This is a genomic window from Erwinia sp. 009765445, from assembly GCF_058137865.1.
This window is the reverse complement of record NZ_JBYUWC010000006.1, coordinates 146,746-164,221: the sequence shown is the minus strand read 5'-3', so window position 1 is coordinate 164,221 and position 17,476 is coordinate 146,746. Positions and strand designations below refer to the sequence as shown.

The window sequence follows — 17,476 nt, the reverse complement described above, 5'->3', positions numbered from 1 at the left end:
TCCTTAAGCATCAAAGGACTCGACGGACTCGTCCAGATCCAGACGACCGACAACGTTGATCGACAAGTTGGACTGCAGCTCTGCGAATGACAGCACCGGCACCTGGTGAAGTTCGTCCTGAATCAAACCGCGCAGTGGACTGCGAAGGTCCTGGGCCACCAGCAGCACCGCGATGCCCGGATTCTCAGGCCGGAAGGCATCGCGAAGCTGCCCGAGGATCGCCATGTTTTGTTCCTGGGTCAGGGCAAAGAAGACTTCACTCTGCGTCTGGCGCAGCGCATCGCGCAGCTGCTCTTCCATCTCCGGGGTCAGCAGCCAGACGTGCAGGCCGTCATCCTGAGTGTACTGATAGCAGATGTGTTCCTTCAGCGAGATGCGCACCAGGTCGGTCAGCAGGCTGATAACGCGTTCGTGCTGACCATGCTCGATTAACGCCTCGGCAATCGCCCGCACCGAGCGTAGCGGAATGCGTTCCGCCACCAGGTTCTGCAGCACGCTGGAGAAACGGGCAATCGGCATCACGCGCTGCAACTCCTGAGCCAGCTCCGGCTGTTCTGTCTCCAGCCAGCCCATCAGCGCGCGGGTTTCCTGCAGGCCGATAAAATGCGGGGCGCTGGCGTGGATGGCGTTCTCCATGCGCTTCATCAGCAGGTCATGGAAATTCCAGCGCGGCACGTCTTCGTTTTGCAACAGAGGATGGCCGGCTGGCAGCCACAATAGCTCGCTCTCGCGGCGGGTATCCATTCCGGCAACCACGCCCTCTTCTTCCGCCAGCTGAGGATGATCTTTGCTGCTGACAGCGAGCAGATCAACGTTGAACGTGCCGATCACTCGTGGGATTTCGTAGACCGAATAGCGAAATTCATCTGCGGGCAGCGCGTCCTGAAACTCGATATCAAAAGCGGGCAAAGTAAAGCCGTAGTTATAAACGATGCTGTTGCGCATCCGGCGGATTGCCTGCACCAGCTCCAGCGTCTCTGCCATGCCGCGTGCGCTGCTGGGAAACTGCAGCAGATAGGGCCGCGTCGGGTTGAACTGGCGTAAATCTTCGGTGCCGTTAAGCTCTGGTGGGATCACCTCATTTTCCATTTGCGGCAGGTTCGACACCAGCACCCTTTTCGCCCGCCAGACCTGAAAACTGCCGGTCGCCAGCGTCAGAACCGCCAGCATGATAAACACGCCGGTCGGCATCCCTGGCAGCAGCGCAAAACCAAACATGCCCATCGAGGAGAGGATCCAGGCTTTCGGCTGGCTGGTCAGCTGCTCGGCGATCTCCCGGCCAATGTTGTTATCCTCGCTGGTGTCGCTGTCGGAAGATACGCGGGTGATGATCATCCCGGCCGTCAGGGAGATCAGCAGTGCCGGGATCTGGGCAATCAGACCGTCACCAATGGTCAGCACCGAGTAGCTATGCATCGCATCACCAGCAGGCATGCCCAGCTGCATCACACCGATGCTGAAGCCGCCGATCAGGTTGATAAACAGGATCACCAGCCCGGCTATCGCATCGCCCTTCACAAATTTCATTGCGCCGTCCATTGCCCCGAACAGCTGGCTCTCTTTCGCCAGGTCGACACGGCGACGTTTGGCGGTATTGACATCAATCAGGCCGGCGCGCAAATCACTGTCGATCGACATCTGCTTGCCCGGCATCGCATCCAGCGTAAAGCGGGCAGCCACTTCCGCTACCCTTTCCGACCCTTTGGTGATCACCAGGAAGTTAACCACCGTCAGGATCAGAAACATCACCATCCCAACCGCGAGGTTGCCGCCCACCACAAAGGTACCGAACGCCGCCACGATATGCCCGGCATCGTGCTGTACCAGAATCTGACGGGTGGTGGAAATAGAGAGCGCCAGGCGGAACATGGTGGTCAGTAACAGCACCGCCGGGAAGCTGGAGAATGCCAGCGGCTTCGGCAGGTACATCGCCAGCACCACCAGCAGCGAGGAGAGACAGATATTCACGGCAATCAGGGTATCAATCAGCCCCAGCGGCAGGGGGATAATCAGCATAAAAACAATGGCCATCGCGAACATCGCCCCGATAATTTCGGAGCGCTGCATGGCGCCCAGTGCGATGCGATTCAGAACCAGAAACATGCTGTTCATACCCTTCTCCCGCTAGCCTTTCGCCGCTGCTTTGTTCTCGTTATTGACCAGCATTGTGATCACCCCACGCAGCAGATTCGACGCTTCAGTCCGGTTTTTGCGGTCGCGCCATAGCATCAGCGGCATATCGTTCATCAGCGGCAGCAGACCGTTGAGGAAGCGCATCTGCGCCGCTGGTTTTTCTCCGGCGTACTCTTTGCCGATTGAGGTGATGTCCCGGGGTTGCAACCCGGTTTCTGCCACGTTAAGCAACCGGCGGGTCATATCCAGCCCTCCCAGTGCGGAAGGCGGAATTTTGCCACCCGCGCGCAGCCGATCCAGCAGCTTGTCACTGTCGGCAATCAGCTGAGTCAGTTGCCCGGCCTCGCTCAGACCAAGGTGGATTTTGTGTAGCGATCGGGAAGAGAGTGAGGGAGTCAGCGAGGCGATATCTTCTGCCAGCGCGCGCTGCAGAGTGCGCAGGCCCGGCATAAATTGCTCACGACCAAAGCGCTCCAGCAGGCTATCGAGGATCACCGAAGCGGACTGGTGCTTGACGATCCCGTGGTAGTAAAGGTTGCGCATCGACTGCTTTTCGGTCGGGTCGGTGGTGAAGCTGGCAATCGCCGTGGCGGTATTCAGCCCCGCCCGCACTTTATCGCCATAATGTTCATGCAGTGCGTCCAGCCCGTGACTGGCCGCAGCGGCGGTTTGCGTGTCACCACTACGGTCAGCCTCGCGCAGGGTCATCCGCAACAGCAAATCGCAGCGTGCAGGGTCGTTATCAGCAGCCTCGACCAGCGCGTCGGCCTCCGGTTCCGGCCCTTTATTCAGCACGCCCTTAAGCGCACTGAGCCGCGTTTCCAGCCGATCCTGCTGCTGTCCGTCCAGCAGTTGATAAAGTTCAGCCAGTCGTTCGATACGCTCCACCGCACCACAATTGCTGCGCAGATGCTGGGTATTAATCTGCCGCCGGTTCAGCCCTTTGGTTTTCTTCTCTACCTTTTCGCTGAACATCATGCCGATCTCTTCCAGCGAATCCGTCAGCGAGTCTGCGGCCGACTGAGTATTCACCGGTCGCGCACGCACGTCTGCGCCCGCCGTTCGCGAAGACGGGACATCCTGCTTAAGCAGCGTTTTTGCCATCGCCTGCTGATACTGAAGTGAGGACTGAACTTTTATCATTGCGCACTCGTGGTTGATTTCGCGATTCTCTTACGTGGCGGCAAAGGACAATAAGTTCCCGAATAAAAAAATGGATAACTGGTATTTAAAATGTGTGATTTTACTGAAACTTTAAACCTCCGTTATTAGTGTTAAAAGTTGCACAGCTATTTCCCGATTACGGCCATGTTTTGTCTCAGATAATTCTTAAGTAAAATAAAAAATACTGGAATAACCCCGCCTCACGCCATTTTTTTCGCCTGGCACATTCCTTGCTATATGACGCTCTGCAGGCTGTTAATTAATTTCAGGAGCGAGTCAATGTTAACTTCTTCAACCGCAGAATTGTCATTTTCACCTGAAGCAGCGGTCGTTATTTTATGGCAGGAGATCCTCTGTCAGCAGAATCGCAAGTTGCATAATTTTATTCGTAAGCGCGTCTCCAACCGGGAAGACGTGGAAGATATTGCGCAAATGACCTGCGTGGAAGTGCTGCGCAACAGTCATAAGTTTTTAGGAGCTTCCCGCCCGGAAACCTGGCTGTTTGGCATCGCCGCCAATTTGATCCGCAACTATTACAAAACCCATCAGAACCGTTTTTTGTTCGACAGCCTTAACGAAGATAACGTGCTGGAACTCATTCATGATTGCGATCCCAGCGACATCATCGCCAATGATGAACTGCTCAGCGTAATGGCCCATTCCATTGATAAACTGCCGGAAGACACCCGCCAGATGCTCTCCATCCTGGTGGAACGCAATGGCAGCTACCAGGACGTGGCAACCTCGCTGGACATTCCACTGGGTACGGTAAAATCCCGCCTCTCCCGCGTCAGGGAGGCACTGAAAAGCACAATAAGCTGAACAAAGCTAATTTTTCAGATTGAAGCGCGATCAATTTATTTATCTGCGTGGTAGCTCAATTTTCAGATGAATATGGATAGTCACCAGAGGAAATATTTGCTGTAATTGTTCCTTGATGGGGAAAATTCCAGGTGCCGCCGGGTAAGCGGTAATAATATATGCTTATCACACATCCATTTATGCACAATCAGAGAGAGAAATGCTTTCTTCTGAAATATTCAGCTTTAATGTGACTAAAATCCCTCACGACGGGCGGGCTATTTTGCCTGACTTTGCCCTTGACAAAGTCAATGACGCCATCTATTTAGTCGCGCCGGATGCCAGTCTGGCTTATCTCAATAATAAAGCCTGCGAAATGCTGGGTTATAAATATCGCGAGTTGATACGATTAAGCTACGCCGATATTGAGGGAGAATTGCAGGATCCGGATGTCGCCGCGCTGTGGTGGAAACTGAGCCTGCGACCGGAAGGGATCCGCTTCACTTCGCAACACCGGATGCGCAGCGGCGAAATTATTCCGGTGGAGGTCAGTTCCAGCGCTTATGAACACCAGGGGCAGACTCTGGTGCTCTGCGTGGTGCGCGATGTCCGTGAGCTGAAGCAGCGTACCGAGCGCTATCTGCAACAGGAGCAGCAGTTCCGCACGCTGGTGGAGAACTCCCCCGATCTGATGGCCCGCTTCGATACCGATATGCGCTGCCTGTACGCCAACCCGCTGGTGCTGGAGCTGATTGGCTGCAGCGAAGAGCAGGCACGCGGCTGGCGCTTAACGGACACCATCCCCTTTGATGAGGTGGGTATGCGGCTGTTCCGGCTGGTTTCCAACACCCTGGCGCGGGGTGAAAAAAGCGAGGCGGAGCTGGAGGCCCGTTTTGGCGATCGCTCAATGGTGCTGCATGTTCGCTGCGTGCCGGAGTACGATCTGAAAGGCGAAGTGGTCACCATTCTGGCGGTGGGCCGTGATATCAGCCGCCTGCGGGAAGTGGAAAATGAAGTGCGCGCCGCCCATCACCAGCTACGCCTGCTGGCAAGCAATCAGCAGGAGCAAACCGAGCAGGAACGCAAACATATGGCGCGTGAAATCCATGATGAGCTGGGCCAGCACCTTACCAGCTTACGCGCCGGGTTGTCGGTGATTGGTATGCAGGCTGGCAGCCCGGAGCAGGTCACGCAGCAGGTGAATTATCTGATGACGCTGATCGACAGCACCATTCAGGTGGTCAGGGATGTCTCCACGCGCCTGCGGCCAAATATGTTGAATATGGGGCTGGTGCCCGCTCTGGAGTGGCTGCGCGATGAATTTGTCAAAAACGGCGGCTGCAGCTGCATGCTGATCGTGCCGGAAGATAAACCGGTAGCGCTCAGCGATCAGGCCGTGACGGCGGTGTTCCGCGTGGTACAGGAGTCGCTGACCAATATTTCCCGCCATGCGCAGGCCAGCAAGGTTTCCATTATCGTGCAGACCAGCCGCGAGTCAGTGGTGGTACAGGTACGCGATAACGGCAAAGGGTTTAAAACTCAGAACGTGCGCCACGATGCGTTCGGGCTGATGGGGATTAAAGAGCGGGTGGATATGCTGAATGGCCTGGTGACCATCACCAGCCACCCCGGGGAAGGGACACAGCTGGAGCTGACGCTGCCACTGACAGCCAGACAGTAACAGTTAGCCACTATGCTTGTACGTTTACCAGGGCTCCGACCAGGGAAACAGGATGAATGAAGTTATTAAGTTAGTGATTGCCGATGACCACGCACTAATGCGTGAGGGACTGAAGCAGATTTTTGCTCTGGATGAAAATATTGAAGTGGTGGGTGAAGCCGGTGATGGCAGCCAGGTGCTCGAACGGCTGCGGCTGGGCGGGCTGGATTTGCTTCTGCTGGATATCTCCATGCCCGGGATCAGCGGGGATGATTTGATTAATCGCATCCATTCACAGTACAAAAGCCTGCCGATTCTGGTGCTCAGCATGTTCAACGAGCCGCAGATTGCCCGGCGGGTGCTGAACTGTGGTGCGCTGGGTTATATCACCAAAGATAAAAATCCGGATGCGCTGTTAACGGCAATACGCAGCGTGGCAAAGGGATCGCGATATATCGACCACGATCTGGCGCAGGAAATTGTGTTTGCCGAATACCAGAACGGCAACCGCGCCCTGCATGAAACGCTGACCACCCGCGAGCGCCAGATCCTGCTGATGCTGGCACACGGCGAAACAATCAACGCCATTGCCGATGCGCTGTCGATCAGCAATAAAACCGTCAGTACCTATAAATCGCGGATGATGGATAAGATGCAGTTTTCCAGCAATGCCGATATCGTTAAGTACGCCATCAGCCATCATCTGGTGCAGTAGCGCCTGCCGTCAGGTTTCTGGCGGTGGCTCTTTAATGGTCGTTGCTTGCTCAACGGGCAGCGGTTCTTCCGGTACTTCCGGTACTTCCGGCTGCCATTGACGATGATGGCGCTTACTGACCAGGAAGACCGGCGTCGCCAGGAACAGCAGCAGACTGCCCGCCATCCCACAGACCAGCAGGCTGATGCAGCCCGCCCACCCTTCTCCGGCGGTTAATCCCGCCACCACCAGCGACAGAATAAAGAAGAAGGAGAGCGTCAGGCTGACCGGCCAGATATTGGTGATGTCCATCTCGCTGAGCGCCATTTTCACCGGCTTGACGGCGCGCCTTTCGGCCTCCTGCTCTGCCCGGATTTTTGCTTTTACCGCTTCAAGATCGACACAGGGTACAACAAAATCTTCCGCAGGCTGTGGATGGTACAACTCTTCAAAAATACGGCTGATAGGCGGAAAAGTCAGCGGCCAGGTGGCGCTGTGTACGCCATAAGTTGTCAGCGCCGGAAGCGTGATACGCGGCCACTGCACCGGTTGCAGATAGCGATTGTTCAGCACCACCCAGCTCTGGCGCGAGATGCCTTTATTAACATGATAAAGGCGGAAGCGGTCGGCCGGGGGATAGTTCAGATTGCTGACCCGCGCGGTAATGGCGGGGATATGCCGCTGGCGGCAGTAGTTGACGCGACTTTGTCCCTGCCCCGCCAGCAGCACGCCGAGCGCAGGAAGAAAGTACCAGGATGTGCTTTCGGCAGCGAACGGGCTGGCAAGATGTTCCCTCAGCCGCTCTTCGCTGCTGCCGCTGAGGTGTTCCGGCCACCAGCGCCAGCTGCGGGCAATGACCCGCTCAGTGGGCACCTGAAATACGCCCAGCGGTTCGGTTTGTGCAGGCAGCATCGCAAAGGGGAAAATTTTACTGAAGAAGGTCAGCGCATCATCCGGGCCATCCCATTCACCGCTGGCTTCCAGACCATGCAGGTTACCGGTCAGCTCTCCCCAACCGGTTTTGCCGAGCATATCAATCTGGTATTTGGTATCCGCCAGGCGTTTGCCCAGCCGCAGGATCTCCGAGGGGATCCCCTTTAGCGACAGTTCGGGGACCGTCGGGATGGCTTCATTGTGTTCACTTTCCATACTGCGTCAATCCCCAAAGGATAAGCAAAGTACCGGCTGACCTGCGCCTGAAATGTGGCAAATTTGCCTTAACAAGGAGGGTGTTTTTTATCGCCGTCATAAATTTGGCTTTAGTCAAAAAATCAAAGTATTTCAAGATGATAGTATACTTATTTTGGGGAATTATTAGCAACTCCGTTAATGGAACCCCAGCCCTTCAGCCCACGTTTTTTTCAACGATTGCCACGACAGTGAGCAATTATTCGTTTAAAAATAAACAGTAAACATGGAGTGAATGGAGAAAAAAACATGCGACAAAACGAGGGTGAAATAAGAATCGACAGCGACAGGCTTACCCGGCTGGTACAGACGCTGTGGCGTGCCGCAGGCAGCAGCGAGAAGGAAGCCCGCCTGGTGGCTGACCATCTGGTGCAGGCTAATCTGGCCGGACACGACTCGCACGGTGTCGGGATGATCCCCAGCTATATGATTTCACGCCAGCAGGGCCATCTGCAGCAGAACCAGCATGTGCAGGTGGTAAAAGATGCGGGTGCGGTACTGACGGTGGACGGCAATAACGGGTTTGGTCAGGTGGCAGCCTGTGAAGCGATGTCGCTGGGTATTGAACGTGCGCAACAGCTGGGAATGTGCGCGATTGCCCTGCGCAACACTCACCATATAGGCCGTGTTGGCCACTGGGCCGAGCAGTGTGCCCGTGCAGGGCTGATCTCCTTCCATTTTGTTAACGTGGTGGGCGATCCGATGGTCGCTCCGTTCCATGGCAGTGACCGCCGCTTCGGGACCAACCCTTTTTGCGCCATCTTCCCCCGTAAAGAGCAGCCTCCCCTGCTGCTGGATTTCGCCACCAGCGGCATAGCCTATGGAAAAACCCGCGTTGCCTGGAATAAAGGTGTGCAGGTAGCACCGGGCAATCTGATTGACCATAAGGGAACACCAACTGTCGAACCCTCGGTGATGCACGAAACACCCTACGGCTCGCTGCTGGCGTTTGGGCTACATAAAGGTTACGGGCTGGCGGTAATGTGTGAAATTCTCGGCGGGGCATTATCCGGCGGCCAGACCACGCACCAAAGCTCGTTGCAGACCAGCATGGAAGCCATCTTTAACAGCATGACCACCATCATTCTTGATCCAAAAGCCTTTGATGCCCCTCAAATGCAGCAAGAAGCTGAAGCCTTTATCGACTGGGTGAAAGCCTCACCGCAGGCAGATGACCAGCCGATTCAGGTTCCGGGTGAATTTGAAGAGGCACAGCGGGCAGAACGGCTGCGGGATGGCATACCGGTTGATGCCAATACCTGGCAACAAATTCTGGCTGTCGCCCGTGAAGCTGGCATGTCGGAGAGTGAACTGGCGGAATTTATTTAATATTGAAAACCCGGTTTCAGGCCGGGTTTGTTAAAAAAATGAGAATTTTGCATTGAAAACAGCTCAAAAAATATTTTTCACCTCATCGCTGAAATACCTTCCGTAAAATTTAAACTACCGAGCACTCCATAAACGTCAAAATAAAAACCAATCAGCTAACGACAATTACTTAACTAACAACAAGCCACAAACATCTTATTCACAGGCAGTTTAAATAACACCATGCCCGTTCAATTAATTAAATCGCTACAATTCTAAAAAAACCTTTATTCTACATGGGTCACAAAACCAAATTAGACATTGTGCGATATGAAGGTCGTTAAGATGGAGTAATTTAAAAATAAAAGGAGAGTGACATGAGTGACGAAGGGACTATGAATGTAACCGCCGATGGAGGAAGCAGCTCTAAGCCTGGCGGAGACGGCCCGCAGGAACATGCAGGTGACCGCGACAGTTCTTCAACTTCAGGTAATGGCAATACAAAGGGAAATAACGGATTAAAGAACGTTCCGCGTGACAGAGCAGATGCAATTTCCCGTACGGCTGGTATCGATCCAGGTATTTTCAACTATTACTATATCAATGAAGATGGCGATCTTATTGGCGTATCATCTTTATTATCCGTGGGATTTGAAGAATTAAATGACTTCGAACCAGGAGGAATTAACTTAGGTCCGGCACCAGCAGATCTGCTGCACGACTATGGTAATAGTGGTAAGGGGTCGAGTAGCAGTAACAGCACCGCGGGCAGCAGTGCTTCCTATAAGGAGGATATTTCCGATACACGTATCGCAGCACTGAATAAAACCATTGCTGACAATGCAAAATTAGCGAACAGCACTCAGTCTGGTCAACGAATTAGGAAAGCAAAACAGGCGACAAAAGAGGCGCAGGCAGAGGCCAAAGCAAAAGCTGAAGCAGAGGCCAGAGCAAAAGCCGAAACAGAGGCCAGAGCAATAGCTGAAGCCAAAGCAAAAGCTGAGGCAGAGACATATGCAAGAATGAAGGCTGAGGCAGAAGCGATGATCGCTAAAGCTGAGGCGATTTCCGCATATTACGATGCATTAGCTAAAGCCAGTGAAGAAAATAGAGTCAGAAATGAAGCATTAGCCTCTGTTGGGCTGGAGCCTCAAGATTATGTTCGTGGCTATGTAAGTACACCAGGTACTGAAGAAGACCTGCGGGATTTTATTTACTGGCAACTTGACGACAGCGAGACGGGCGTGGAGCCGGTCTATGTGATGTTGAATGAGCCATATGGAAAAACCAATGCGAAAGGCGAATACAGCGGCCGGGATTACAACACTGACAATGCAGGCGGTCCGATTCAAAATCTGGACTGGAGATGAGCCGAAATTGACCGTGAAGGTGTGGATAAGGTGAAAGTTCATACAGGACGATTTGGCGATTCACCTGAAAACAAGGTTATGTTAGAACGGCTGGAAAAAATTCTTAAAGGCGATCTGGATACTTCCGATACCGATAAGCGATTTTACACACATGAAATCAGAGAGTTAGAACGATACAGAAACTTAGGAATTAAAGATGGTGAGATACCTAAAAATAAAGATGAAGTTTGGAATAACACCCATACAGCCACTTTAGAAGACTATAAGTTGAGTTCAGACCACACGCTTATGTACACTCCAGATGCACTGGAATCAACACAAAAATTTTGAGGTAAAATAAATGTTTGATTTTGATGAAATTGTAATAAAAGAAGATATGCAAGACGTCATCCTATTTCTTTTAGGGTATAAAGAAAAAGGAATGTCTTTTCCGTCAATGGATCTCTTCTTTAATATGCATAAAGCCCAAGAGAAATATGAGTCTTACAACATTTTATTAATTAATGTAACAAAACAGCTTGAGGATGAAGGAAAAATAACCTCAGACGGTAAATATGGTTACATAGCTGGACCTAACTGGATAGCACCTGATTTTATGGAGAATAATAAATATCTTATAAAATAATTTATTATTCCTTATAAGCGAATAGTAAAACCCGGCCTCAGGCCGGGTTTTCCGTTACTACTCCAGGTTAGCGTGCTGACCGGAAACCTGCTCCACCGACAGCCCCTTACGACACATCAGCTGCAGGCAAATCATATCGCCAAACAGCAAAAGCGACTGTTCAAACAGCGTGGTCATTGGCTGGATAGAGTGAATGCCGCTGCAGCTTTTGGATCCGCAGTGAAAATCCACCACCACATCCGACATTTCCGCAATACTGCTGTGCGGTGAAGAGGTCAGATGGGCCAGCGTGGCACCATATTTCTTCGCGCAAATCGCAATGTTTTTCGGGAAGATCGATTCACCCGATCCCGAGCCGATGAGCAACAGATCGCGGTCGGTAATCGGCGGCTCGTTTACATCGCCAACCAGCCACGCCGGAATGCCAAGGTGGTTAAGCCGCTTCACAAAAGCTGACAGGGCAATGCGTACGCGCCCTACTCCCACCACCAGCACTTTATCCGCTGCGAGCATTGCGCTGATAAAGTCCTCAACGCTGTCTGCATCGAGCTGGTTAAAGACGGTGGAAAGCTCCTCCACCACATGCTTTGAGCTGGAGAAAAAATCACGATCCGGCATGCGCATTTTCCTCGCGGTGCGAAATCTGGCGACGGGTTTCATGCAGATTCCCGACAATCGTGCCCTCTTTCTTAAACAGCGCACTGGTGCCCAGCACGTACATATCCGCTCCGGCCTGCTCACACAGCAGCATAGGCTTGCCGCCAATATTGCCATCCACTTCCAGCAGTGCCTTGCTGTTTTTACTCTCCAGCCAGCGCTTCGCGAAGGCCACTTTATCCACCATCGGATCGATAAACTTCTGCCCGGCAAACCCTGGATTTACCGTCATGATCAGCAGTACATCAATCAGATCGGCGACATACTCCAGCGACTGCACCGGCGTGGCAGGATTCAGCGCCACACCAACCTTCACATTATGCTGACGGATCTTAGAGAGCACGCCCTGCAAATGCGTGGTCGCTTCGGCGTGGACAGTGATGATGTCCGCGCCCGCGCTGACCACCGCATCAATATAGCGCTCAGGTTTTTCCACCATCAGATGAACATCGATTGGACGTTGGGTCAGCGGCCGGATCACCCTGATAAAATCGATGCTCAGTGCGAAGTTGTCGACGAATTGTCCGTCCATGATATCAATGTGGTAAAAGTCGATATTTCCTTTTTCCAGCTCGCCAATCTGCGAACCCAGATGAAGAAAATCAGCGACCATCAGTGACGCTCCGAGTAATTTCATTACGAACCTCCTTATAATTCTCGCCGGACACTGCGGCGAAACGGGCAAGATTGATTTTTTTCATCCGGCCGAAGTACCAAATGAACATGGCGAGATAAGCCACAACAGCCACGGCTGACATGGCAAGCAGCGGAATATCCATGGACGCGGTTGCCCGTCCGATCAGCACGGAGAGCATTTTTTCCAGCGGGTCTGAATCCACCGAGGAGAACAACTGGTCATGGGAGAGCCCCTTCGGAAAGCTGTTCATCGCAATGGAGGTTTTGGTGACGAACTCAGCGATCAGCGTGGCGCCCCAGAGAAAGAGCGGGATCAACACGGTGCCAATCAGCGTCATGCGGATCACTTTGCCCTGAGTAATCACCAGCAGCGCTGGTGCCAGCACGGTCAGTAAAATGCCGCCGACGGGCAGGACCGCATTACCCGGTAAAACAATGGCGATAATCAGCAGGATCGGGGCGAGGATATTGGCTACGGCCCACAGCTCAGCCCTTGAAGCCAGTATTGGCCAGTCGATGGCGACAAAAATCTGTCGGCCACGAAAACGCTTTTCCATAATGGAGGAAATGCCTTCCGACAACGGAGCGATCGCCGGGCCAAACCAGCTGCCAACAAGGCTGAAAAGCTCCAGCGACACACCGGCAGTAAAGGCCAGCGTAAACAGTTCGCTGGCGGGTAACTTGCCCAGCAGGCCGACAAACAGCCCCAGATAAACTCCGATGGCGAATTTACTGCCCCAGAAGCCTATTTTCTGATTCAGCTTTTCCGCGTCGAAATCATATTTATCAATGAAGGGGATACACTTGCTGATGATTTCATTAACGATCAGCACCGGAGGAGAGATCAGCAATGATGGATGAGCGGTAGTGGTAATGCTTTTCTCATCGTAATTCAGCAGCTTTTTGATCTGCGGCTGCATCACATCAGAATTGATCAGCATCAGCGTATATAACACCGCGACCACTGCCGTGGTCAGGAACATATTATTATCGGAGCAGTACAGCGTCAGCAGGCCAATAACTGAAAGATTCCAGATATTAAAGAGATCGACATTCAGTGTCTTGACCAGGTTAAAAGACAGCAGCACGACGTTAATGATGATACAAACCAACGCAAAGTAGAGCGTATAGATTGAACCCCATGTAATCACTGCCAGAGGTGCCCAGCCTAAATCGGTCACAGAAAGTGATACCCCTGTTGATTCAACAAACTTATTCAGCGCAGGGGCAAATGCTCCCGTTAATAAAGTAATAACAGCACCCATTCCCGTCAGGGCAACACCCATTTGAATGCCACCTTCCAGAGCACGGGATAACTTAACTCTGAATAATAGAGATAATAATGTAATGATGATAAACATCATTACCGGTGCGCCCAATAATATAAAGGCGCCAAACCAGCTATTTAGCTGAGAAAACATATAAGCCATCCTTCCCCGATGGAGAATTTATTGAGATATTGGCGATAAATTAATTCAGAAAGTCGTTTCTTCGAATACTGCTTTTACTTCTTCAAGGGCCGGGATAGCATCATGGCCACCGAAGCGGGAAACTTTAATCCCGGCAACCACATGAGCAAAACGGACTGCACCTTCAAGGTCACCAGAGTGATCAATCAGATAATTTGCCAGTGCACCGGCAAAACAATCGCCTGCGCCAACGGTATCCACGGCCTTAACGCTTAATGAGGGGATAAAGAGGGAATGGTGATTCTGATACAGCAGGCATCCATTGCCACCCATTTTCACCACAACGTTTTTTACGCCCATGGAGTGAATGATTTTCGCCGCTTCAAGGGCGCTGGTTTCATCATGCACGCTGACCCCGGTAATGTGCTGCGTCTCGTTGCTGTTCGGTAATATCAGATCGGCCCAGGGGAAGGCTTCCGGATTAATACCCTCCACCGGAGCCGGGTCAAGAATAACAAACATCCCTTTCTCTCTGGCGATACGCATTGCCGCCAGTACCGACTCATTGCTGGTTTCCATCTGTACCAGCAGGATTTTAGCCTGTACCTGCTCCAGCACCTGACCCACTTCCTGTGCGCCAAATGAGAAGTTCGCGCCATTATTGCCGATCAGCGTGTTGTCGCCAGACGGTTCAATAATGGCCACGCAGGAGCCAGTGCCCTGATCTTCGGAGACGATAACAAATCGGTCATCAACGCTGTGTTTACGCAGGTTCTCGCGCAGCTGGCGACCCGGGTCGTCATTGCCCACACAGCCGATGAAACACACCTTTTTGCCGTAACAGGCAGCACTCACAGCCTGATTGTTCCCCTTTCCCCCGGCGGCCATTCTGATTGACTTACAGAATGAGTTGTCTCCACTTTTGGGAAAGCCGTTACACTCAACAATGACATCCATATTAATACTGCCCATCACGACGATATCGTACATATTCACTCCTGGAGTTTGCTACCCCTTAGGGTTGATTCCCGTTTCACCAGCTGCGGTAAAACGGTGAGATGCACGGGCTCTGATTCAGTCTGAATCAAATCAATAATGGTTTTAACGGATAAAACACCGACTTCTTTTAACCGCTGATCGATCGAACTGATAGCGGGAAGGTAGTATTCACAGAGTGATGAATTATCGTAACCGATAAAAATAACGTCCTCTGTAATATTTAATCCGTAATCTGCACAGGCACGAATTGCGCCAAAAGCTATCGCATCATTGGCACAAAAAACACCGTCGCACTTCCCGGAAGTTTTAAGGAAACCCAGCATAGCTGAATATCCTCCCGGAGAAGTTAAATCACCATGAATGATTTGCGGACTGTCACAGCCCAGCCTGTCTTTATTTTCCTGTATAAAGCCCAGCGAACGAAGCTGGGCAATTTTGTCATCGGGCTGACCAGAGACCATCAGAAGCTTTCTGCAACCTGATTCAATAAGATGGCGGGTAGCGATTTGCCCCCCCAACTGATGTTCCACTTTAATCGATGAAAATGCATGAGCATCCGGAGTACGGTCAACGGTCACCGTGCGGATACCGCTTTTTTCCAGCGCATCAATATCTTTTTTGGTGATCACCAATGAGTTAATAATGGCACCGCAGACAAAATTACTTTTCATCGAATTCAGATAAAAATCGACTTTTTCCCGACTGTCACTGCTGTTAAACAGCATAATATTATAACCATTTTTATTGGCTTCGACTTCTATTTCAGTCAGCAGATCAGAGAAGAAAGGCGTGTTCAGTGTTGGCAGCATAACGGCAATCATATTTGATCGTCCATGCGACAAGTTTTTAGCCATTGCGTTAGGGACATAGCCCACATCATCCATTATTTTCATTATGTACTTCCGCATTGTCTCGCTGACATCACTTTTATTGTTAATAACCCGTGAAACGGTTGCTACTGATACCCCAGCCTTTTTCGCGATATCTTTAATATTTGCCATTCTTTCTCCGTAACCGGTTACGTAAAACTTATTACAACCCAATAAACGCTGTCAATCGTGATCGGGGTCACGAAGCAACATAACCCTTTGAATTATAAGTGATTGAAAAGACATGAATAATTCAGTTTCAGTTGATCTTTGGACGCCCATCACAATTCTAGCGGAATAGTGAGCAGGCTGGCAGAGTGAATTACGTTGTTTATTAACGTCATCAGGCTAAAAAAACAGCAGTGAACAAAGAAGGATTAAGCAGCGAAGGAGTCAGAGGGATAACGTCATTGAAGTGGCAGAATAGACCTGAGGGAAATCTGCAGACGACGGGCAAGATTTCCCGTCGTCTGCAGGCCATTCAGTGTCAGAGCATTGCCTGCAGTGCCAGACAGCCAATCAGGCCGCACACGGCGATGATGGTTTCCAGTACCGACCAGGAACGCAGGGTTTCACCAATGGTCAGGTTGAAATACTCCTTAAACAGCCAGAAGCCCGGATCGTTAACGTGCGAGAAAATCACGCTGCCCGACCCCACCGCAATCACCATCAGTTCAGGGCTGACCCCGGTAGTGGCAATGATTGGCGCGACAATTCCGCCTGCGGTAATTGCCGCAACGGTCGCCGAGCCAAGCGCGATACGCAGGGCCGCCGCAATGGACCACGCCATCAGGATTGGCGAGACTGAACTGCCCTCCATCATCCCTGCAATGTATTTGTCCACGCCGCCATCCACCAGCACCTGCTTGAACGCCCCACCGCCGCCGATAATCAACAGCATCATCGCAATAATTTTGATGGAGTCGGTCAGGGTGCCCATCACTTCATCCATAGTGCGGCCGCGATTCAGACCGAAGGTAAACAGCGCGATCAGCACGGCAATCAGCGTTGCCATTATCGGGTCACCGAAGAATTCGGCATACGGCAACAGCGCATGTCCCTTTGGCAGCGCCATTTCAGCAACCGCCCGCAACGCCATCAGCACGACCGGTACCAGCGAAGTCCAGACGCTGACCGCAAAGCCAGGCATCTCTGCTTCACTGAAGGTTTTCGGGTTGTACAACCCTTCCGGGATTGGCTTATCAATGCCTTTCAGGAAGCGGGCAAAAACCGGTCCGGCAAGGATTACCGTCGGGATCCCCAGAAGCGTGCCGAACAGCAGAGTTTTCCCCATATCGGCATGGAACAGGGTGGCAATTGCCGTCGGGCCTGGATGAGGAGGCAGGAAGCCGTGAGTCACTGACAGCGCTGCCGCCATCGGCACACCGACAAACAGCAACGGGACGCGGGCAGCCGCCGCAATGGTCAGCACCAGTGGTAGCATCAGCACAAAGCCCACTTCGTAGAACAGTGCAAAGCCCACGGTAAAACCGGTCAGAACCACCGCCCACTGAATATATTTCTTACCAAACTTACTGATTAACGTTGTGGCAATTCGCTGTGCACCACCGCAGTCAGCCAGTAATTTGCCGAGCATGGCACCAAAGCCCATGATCAGCGCCAGACTGCCGAGCGTACCGCCCACACCGGCTTTGATGGAACCGATCACTTTATTGACAGGCATTCCCTGCATCACACCGACCGCCAGCGCGACGAGGATTAGGGCAATAAAGCCATTTAGCTTAAAGCGGATCATTAGCAGCAGTAACAGCACTACGCCAATCGCAACGATGACTAATGGCATACATTTTTCTCCGGTAGGGATGAATTATTGTTTTTATGTTACCGGGAACATGTTAGCGGTAACATTCCACACCGGGAATACCCTGTTAACGGGGAATTTACATTTTGAGATGAAGATCAAATTTTTGACACAGATGGCCGTTTCCGGCCACCGGCGCAC

Annotated in this window: 16 protein-coding genes; 7 read left to right on the top strand and 9 right to left on the bottom strand. The window is 52.0% G+C overall.

The features are described 5' to 3' along the window. Positions 1 to 3 precede the first annotated feature (3 nt). Both sctV and sctW read right to left on the bottom strand, forming a co-directional pair. Positions 4 to 2,112 carry a type III secretion system export apparatus subunit SctV gene (gene sctV, locus AC3Y5R_RS08215; RefSeq protein WP_489920928.1) on the bottom strand — a complete coding sequence of 703 codons (2,109 nt, stop codon included), beginning with the start codon at positions 2,110 to 2,112 and terminating at the stop codon, positions 4 to 6. 12 nt (positions 2,113 to 2,124) lie between these two features. Next, the gene (gene sctW, locus AC3Y5R_RS08210) at positions 2,125 to 3,276 is read right to left on the bottom strand and encodes a type III secretion system gatekeeper subunit SctW (RefSeq protein WP_489920927.1); all 1,152 of its coding nucleotides are present in this window, start codon (positions 3,274 to 3,276) and stop codon (positions 2,125 to 2,127) included. 300 nt (positions 3,277 to 3,576) lie between these two features. Here sctW and AC3Y5R_RS08205 point away from each other — a divergent pair, with 300 nt between their 5' ends. The 3 genes from AC3Y5R_RS08205 to AC3Y5R_RS08195 all read left to right on the top strand — a co-directional run bounded on the left by AC3Y5R_RS08205 (position 3,577) and on the right by AC3Y5R_RS08195 (position 6,473). After that, positions 3,577 to 4,119, top strand: coding sequence for an RNA polymerase sigma factor (locus AC3Y5R_RS08205; RefSeq protein WP_489920926.1), 543 nt, complete (start codon positions 3,577 to 3,579; stop codon positions 4,117 to 4,119). A 199-nt stretch (positions 4,120 to 4,318) separates the two neighbouring features. Next, positions 4,319 to 5,779: a PAS domain-containing sensor histidine kinase gene (locus AC3Y5R_RS08200; protein WP_489920925.1), complete on the top strand. Its 1,461-nt coding sequence runs from the start codon at positions 4,319 to 4,321 to the stop codon at positions 5,777 to 5,779. Positions 5,780 to 5,831: 52 nt separating this feature from the next. After that, the gene (locus tag AC3Y5R_RS08195; protein ID WP_489920924.1) at positions 5,832 to 6,473 is read left to right on the top strand and encodes a response regulator; all 642 of its coding nucleotides are present in this window, start codon (positions 5,832 to 5,834) and stop codon (positions 6,471 to 6,473) included. Positions 6,474 to 6,482: 9 nt separating this feature from the next. Here AC3Y5R_RS08195 and AC3Y5R_RS08190 read toward each other — a convergent pair whose 3' ends face one another. After that, complete coding sequence (locus AC3Y5R_RS08190) at positions 6,483 to 7,601, bottom strand: hypothetical protein (protein WP_489920923.1); 1,119 nt, start codon at positions 7,599 to 7,601, stop codon at positions 6,483 to 6,485. A gap of 288 nt (positions 7,602 to 7,889) precedes the next feature. Here AC3Y5R_RS08190 and AC3Y5R_RS08185 point away from each other — a divergent pair, with 288 nt between their 5' ends. From AC3Y5R_RS08185 to AC3Y5R_RS08170, 4 genes are all read left to right on the top strand, one after another. Then, positions 7,890 to 8,969 carry a malate/lactate/ureidoglycolate dehydrogenase gene (locus AC3Y5R_RS08185; RefSeq protein ID WP_489920922.1) on the top strand — a complete coding sequence of 360 codons (1,080 nt, stop codon included), beginning with the start codon at positions 7,890 to 7,892 and terminating at the stop codon, positions 8,967 to 8,969. Between the two features lie 356 nt (positions 8,970 to 9,325). Then, a complete protein-coding gene (locus AC3Y5R_RS08180) occupies positions 9,326 to 10,318 on the top strand; it encodes a hypothetical protein (RefSeq protein ID WP_489920921.1) in 993 nt (330 codons plus the stop codon). Between the two features lie 30 nt (positions 10,319 to 10,348). Continuing rightward, positions 10,349 to 10,648 (top strand): pyocin, encoded by a 300-nt coding sequence (locus AC3Y5R_RS08175; protein ID WP_489920920.1) that lies wholly within the window; start codon positions 10,349 to 10,351, stop codon positions 10,646 to 10,648. 10 nt (positions 10,649 to 10,658) lie between these two features. After that, a complete protein-coding gene (locus AC3Y5R_RS08170; RefSeq protein WP_489920919.1) occupies positions 10,659 to 10,943 on the top strand; it encodes a hypothetical protein in 285 nt (94 codons plus the stop codon). Positions 10,944 to 11,000: 57 nt separating this feature from the next. On the opposite strand, the gene AC3Y5R_RS08165 is transcribed toward AC3Y5R_RS08170, so the two are convergent. From AC3Y5R_RS08165 to gntT, 6 genes are all read right to left on the bottom strand, one after another. Continuing rightward, complete coding sequence (locus AC3Y5R_RS08165; protein ID WP_489920918.1) at positions 11,001 to 11,561, bottom strand: SIS domain-containing protein; 561 nt, start codon at positions 11,559 to 11,561, stop codon at positions 11,001 to 11,003. Further along, positions 11,548 to 12,237: a ribulose-phosphate 3-epimerase gene (gene rpe / locus AC3Y5R_RS08160; protein WP_489920917.1), complete on the bottom strand. Its 690-nt coding sequence runs from the start codon at positions 12,235 to 12,237 to the stop codon at positions 11,548 to 11,550. Before rpe ends, AC3Y5R_RS08165 begins: the two co-directional genes overlap by 14 nt. After that, complete coding sequence (locus tag AC3Y5R_RS08155) at positions 12,203 to 13,657, bottom strand: PTS transporter subunit IIC (RefSeq protein WP_489920916.1); 1,455 nt, start codon at positions 13,655 to 13,657, stop codon at positions 12,203 to 12,205. Before AC3Y5R_RS08155 ends, rpe begins: the two co-directional genes overlap by 35 nt. A gap of 54 nt (positions 13,658 to 13,711) precedes the next feature. Beyond that, positions 13,712 to 14,635, bottom strand: a complete 924-nt coding sequence (locus AC3Y5R_RS08150) for a ribokinase (protein WP_489920915.1) — start codon at positions 14,633 to 14,635, stop codon at positions 13,712 to 13,714. Positions 14,636 to 14,637: 2 nt separating this feature from the next. Beyond that, a complete protein-coding gene (locus AC3Y5R_RS08145) occupies positions 14,638 to 15,645 on the bottom strand; it encodes a LacI family DNA-binding transcriptional regulator (RefSeq protein WP_489920914.1) in 1,008 nt (335 codons plus the stop codon). A 355-nt stretch (positions 15,646 to 16,000) separates the two neighbouring features. Then, on the bottom strand, positions 16,001 to 17,317 hold the full coding sequence (gene gntT, locus AC3Y5R_RS08140) for a gluconate transporter (protein ID WP_489920913.1): 1,317 nt from the start codon (positions 17,315 to 17,317) through the stop codon (positions 16,001 to 16,003). Between the last annotated feature and the right edge of the window lie 159 nt (positions 17,318 to 17,476).

Coding starts and splice junctions, on each gene's coding strand:
- rpe (WP_489920917.1), bottom strand. CDS start 12,237: ATGAAATTACTCGGAGCGTCACTGATGGTCGCTGATTTTCTTCATCTG.
- AC3Y5R_RS08205 (WP_489920926.1), top strand. CDS start 3,577: ATGTTAACTTCTTCAACCGCAGAATTGTCATTTTCACCTGAAGCAGCG.
- AC3Y5R_RS08190 (WP_489920923.1), bottom strand. CDS start 7,601: ATGGAAAGTGAACACAATGAAGCCATCCCGACGGTCCCCGAACTGTCG.
- AC3Y5R_RS08170 (WP_489920919.1), top strand. CDS start 10,659: ATGTTTGATTTTGATGAAATTGTAATAAAAGAAGATATGCAAGACGTC.
- AC3Y5R_RS08155 (WP_489920916.1), bottom strand. CDS start 13,657: ATGTTTTCTCAGCTAAATAGCTGGTTTGGCGCCTTTATATTATTGGGC.
- AC3Y5R_RS08145 (WP_489920914.1), bottom strand. CDS start 15,645: ATGGCAAATATTAAAGATATCGCGAAAAAGGCTGGGGTATCAGTAGCA.
- AC3Y5R_RS08180 (WP_489920921.1), top strand. CDS start 9,326: ATGAGTGACGAAGGGACTATGAATGTAACCGCCGATGGAGGAAGCAGC.
- sctV (WP_489920928.1), bottom strand. CDS start 2,112: ATGAACAGCATGTTTCTGGTTCTGAATCGCATCGCACTGGGCGCCATG.
- AC3Y5R_RS08165 (WP_489920918.1), bottom strand. CDS start 11,561: ATGCCGGATCGTGATTTTTTCTCCAGCTCAAAGCATGTGGTGGAGGAG.
- AC3Y5R_RS08200 (WP_489920925.1), top strand. CDS start 4,319: ATGCTTTCTTCTGAAATATTCAGCTTTAATGTGACTAAAATCCCTCAC.
- sctW (WP_489920927.1), bottom strand. CDS start 3,276: ATGATAAAAGTTCAGTCCTCACTTCAGTATCAGCAGGCGATGGCAAAA.
- AC3Y5R_RS08185 (WP_489920922.1), top strand. CDS start 7,890: ATGCGACAAAACGAGGGTGAAATAAGAATCGACAGCGACAGGCTTACC.
- AC3Y5R_RS08150 (WP_489920915.1), bottom strand. CDS start 14,635: ATGTACGATATCGTCGTGATGGGCAGTATTAATATGGATGTCATTGTT.
- gntT (WP_489920913.1), bottom strand. CDS start 17,317: ATGCCATTAGTCATCGTTGCGATTGGCGTAGTGCTGTTACTGCTGCTA.
- AC3Y5R_RS08195 (WP_489920924.1), top strand. CDS start 5,832: ATGAATGAAGTTATTAAGTTAGTGATTGCCGATGACCACGCACTAATG.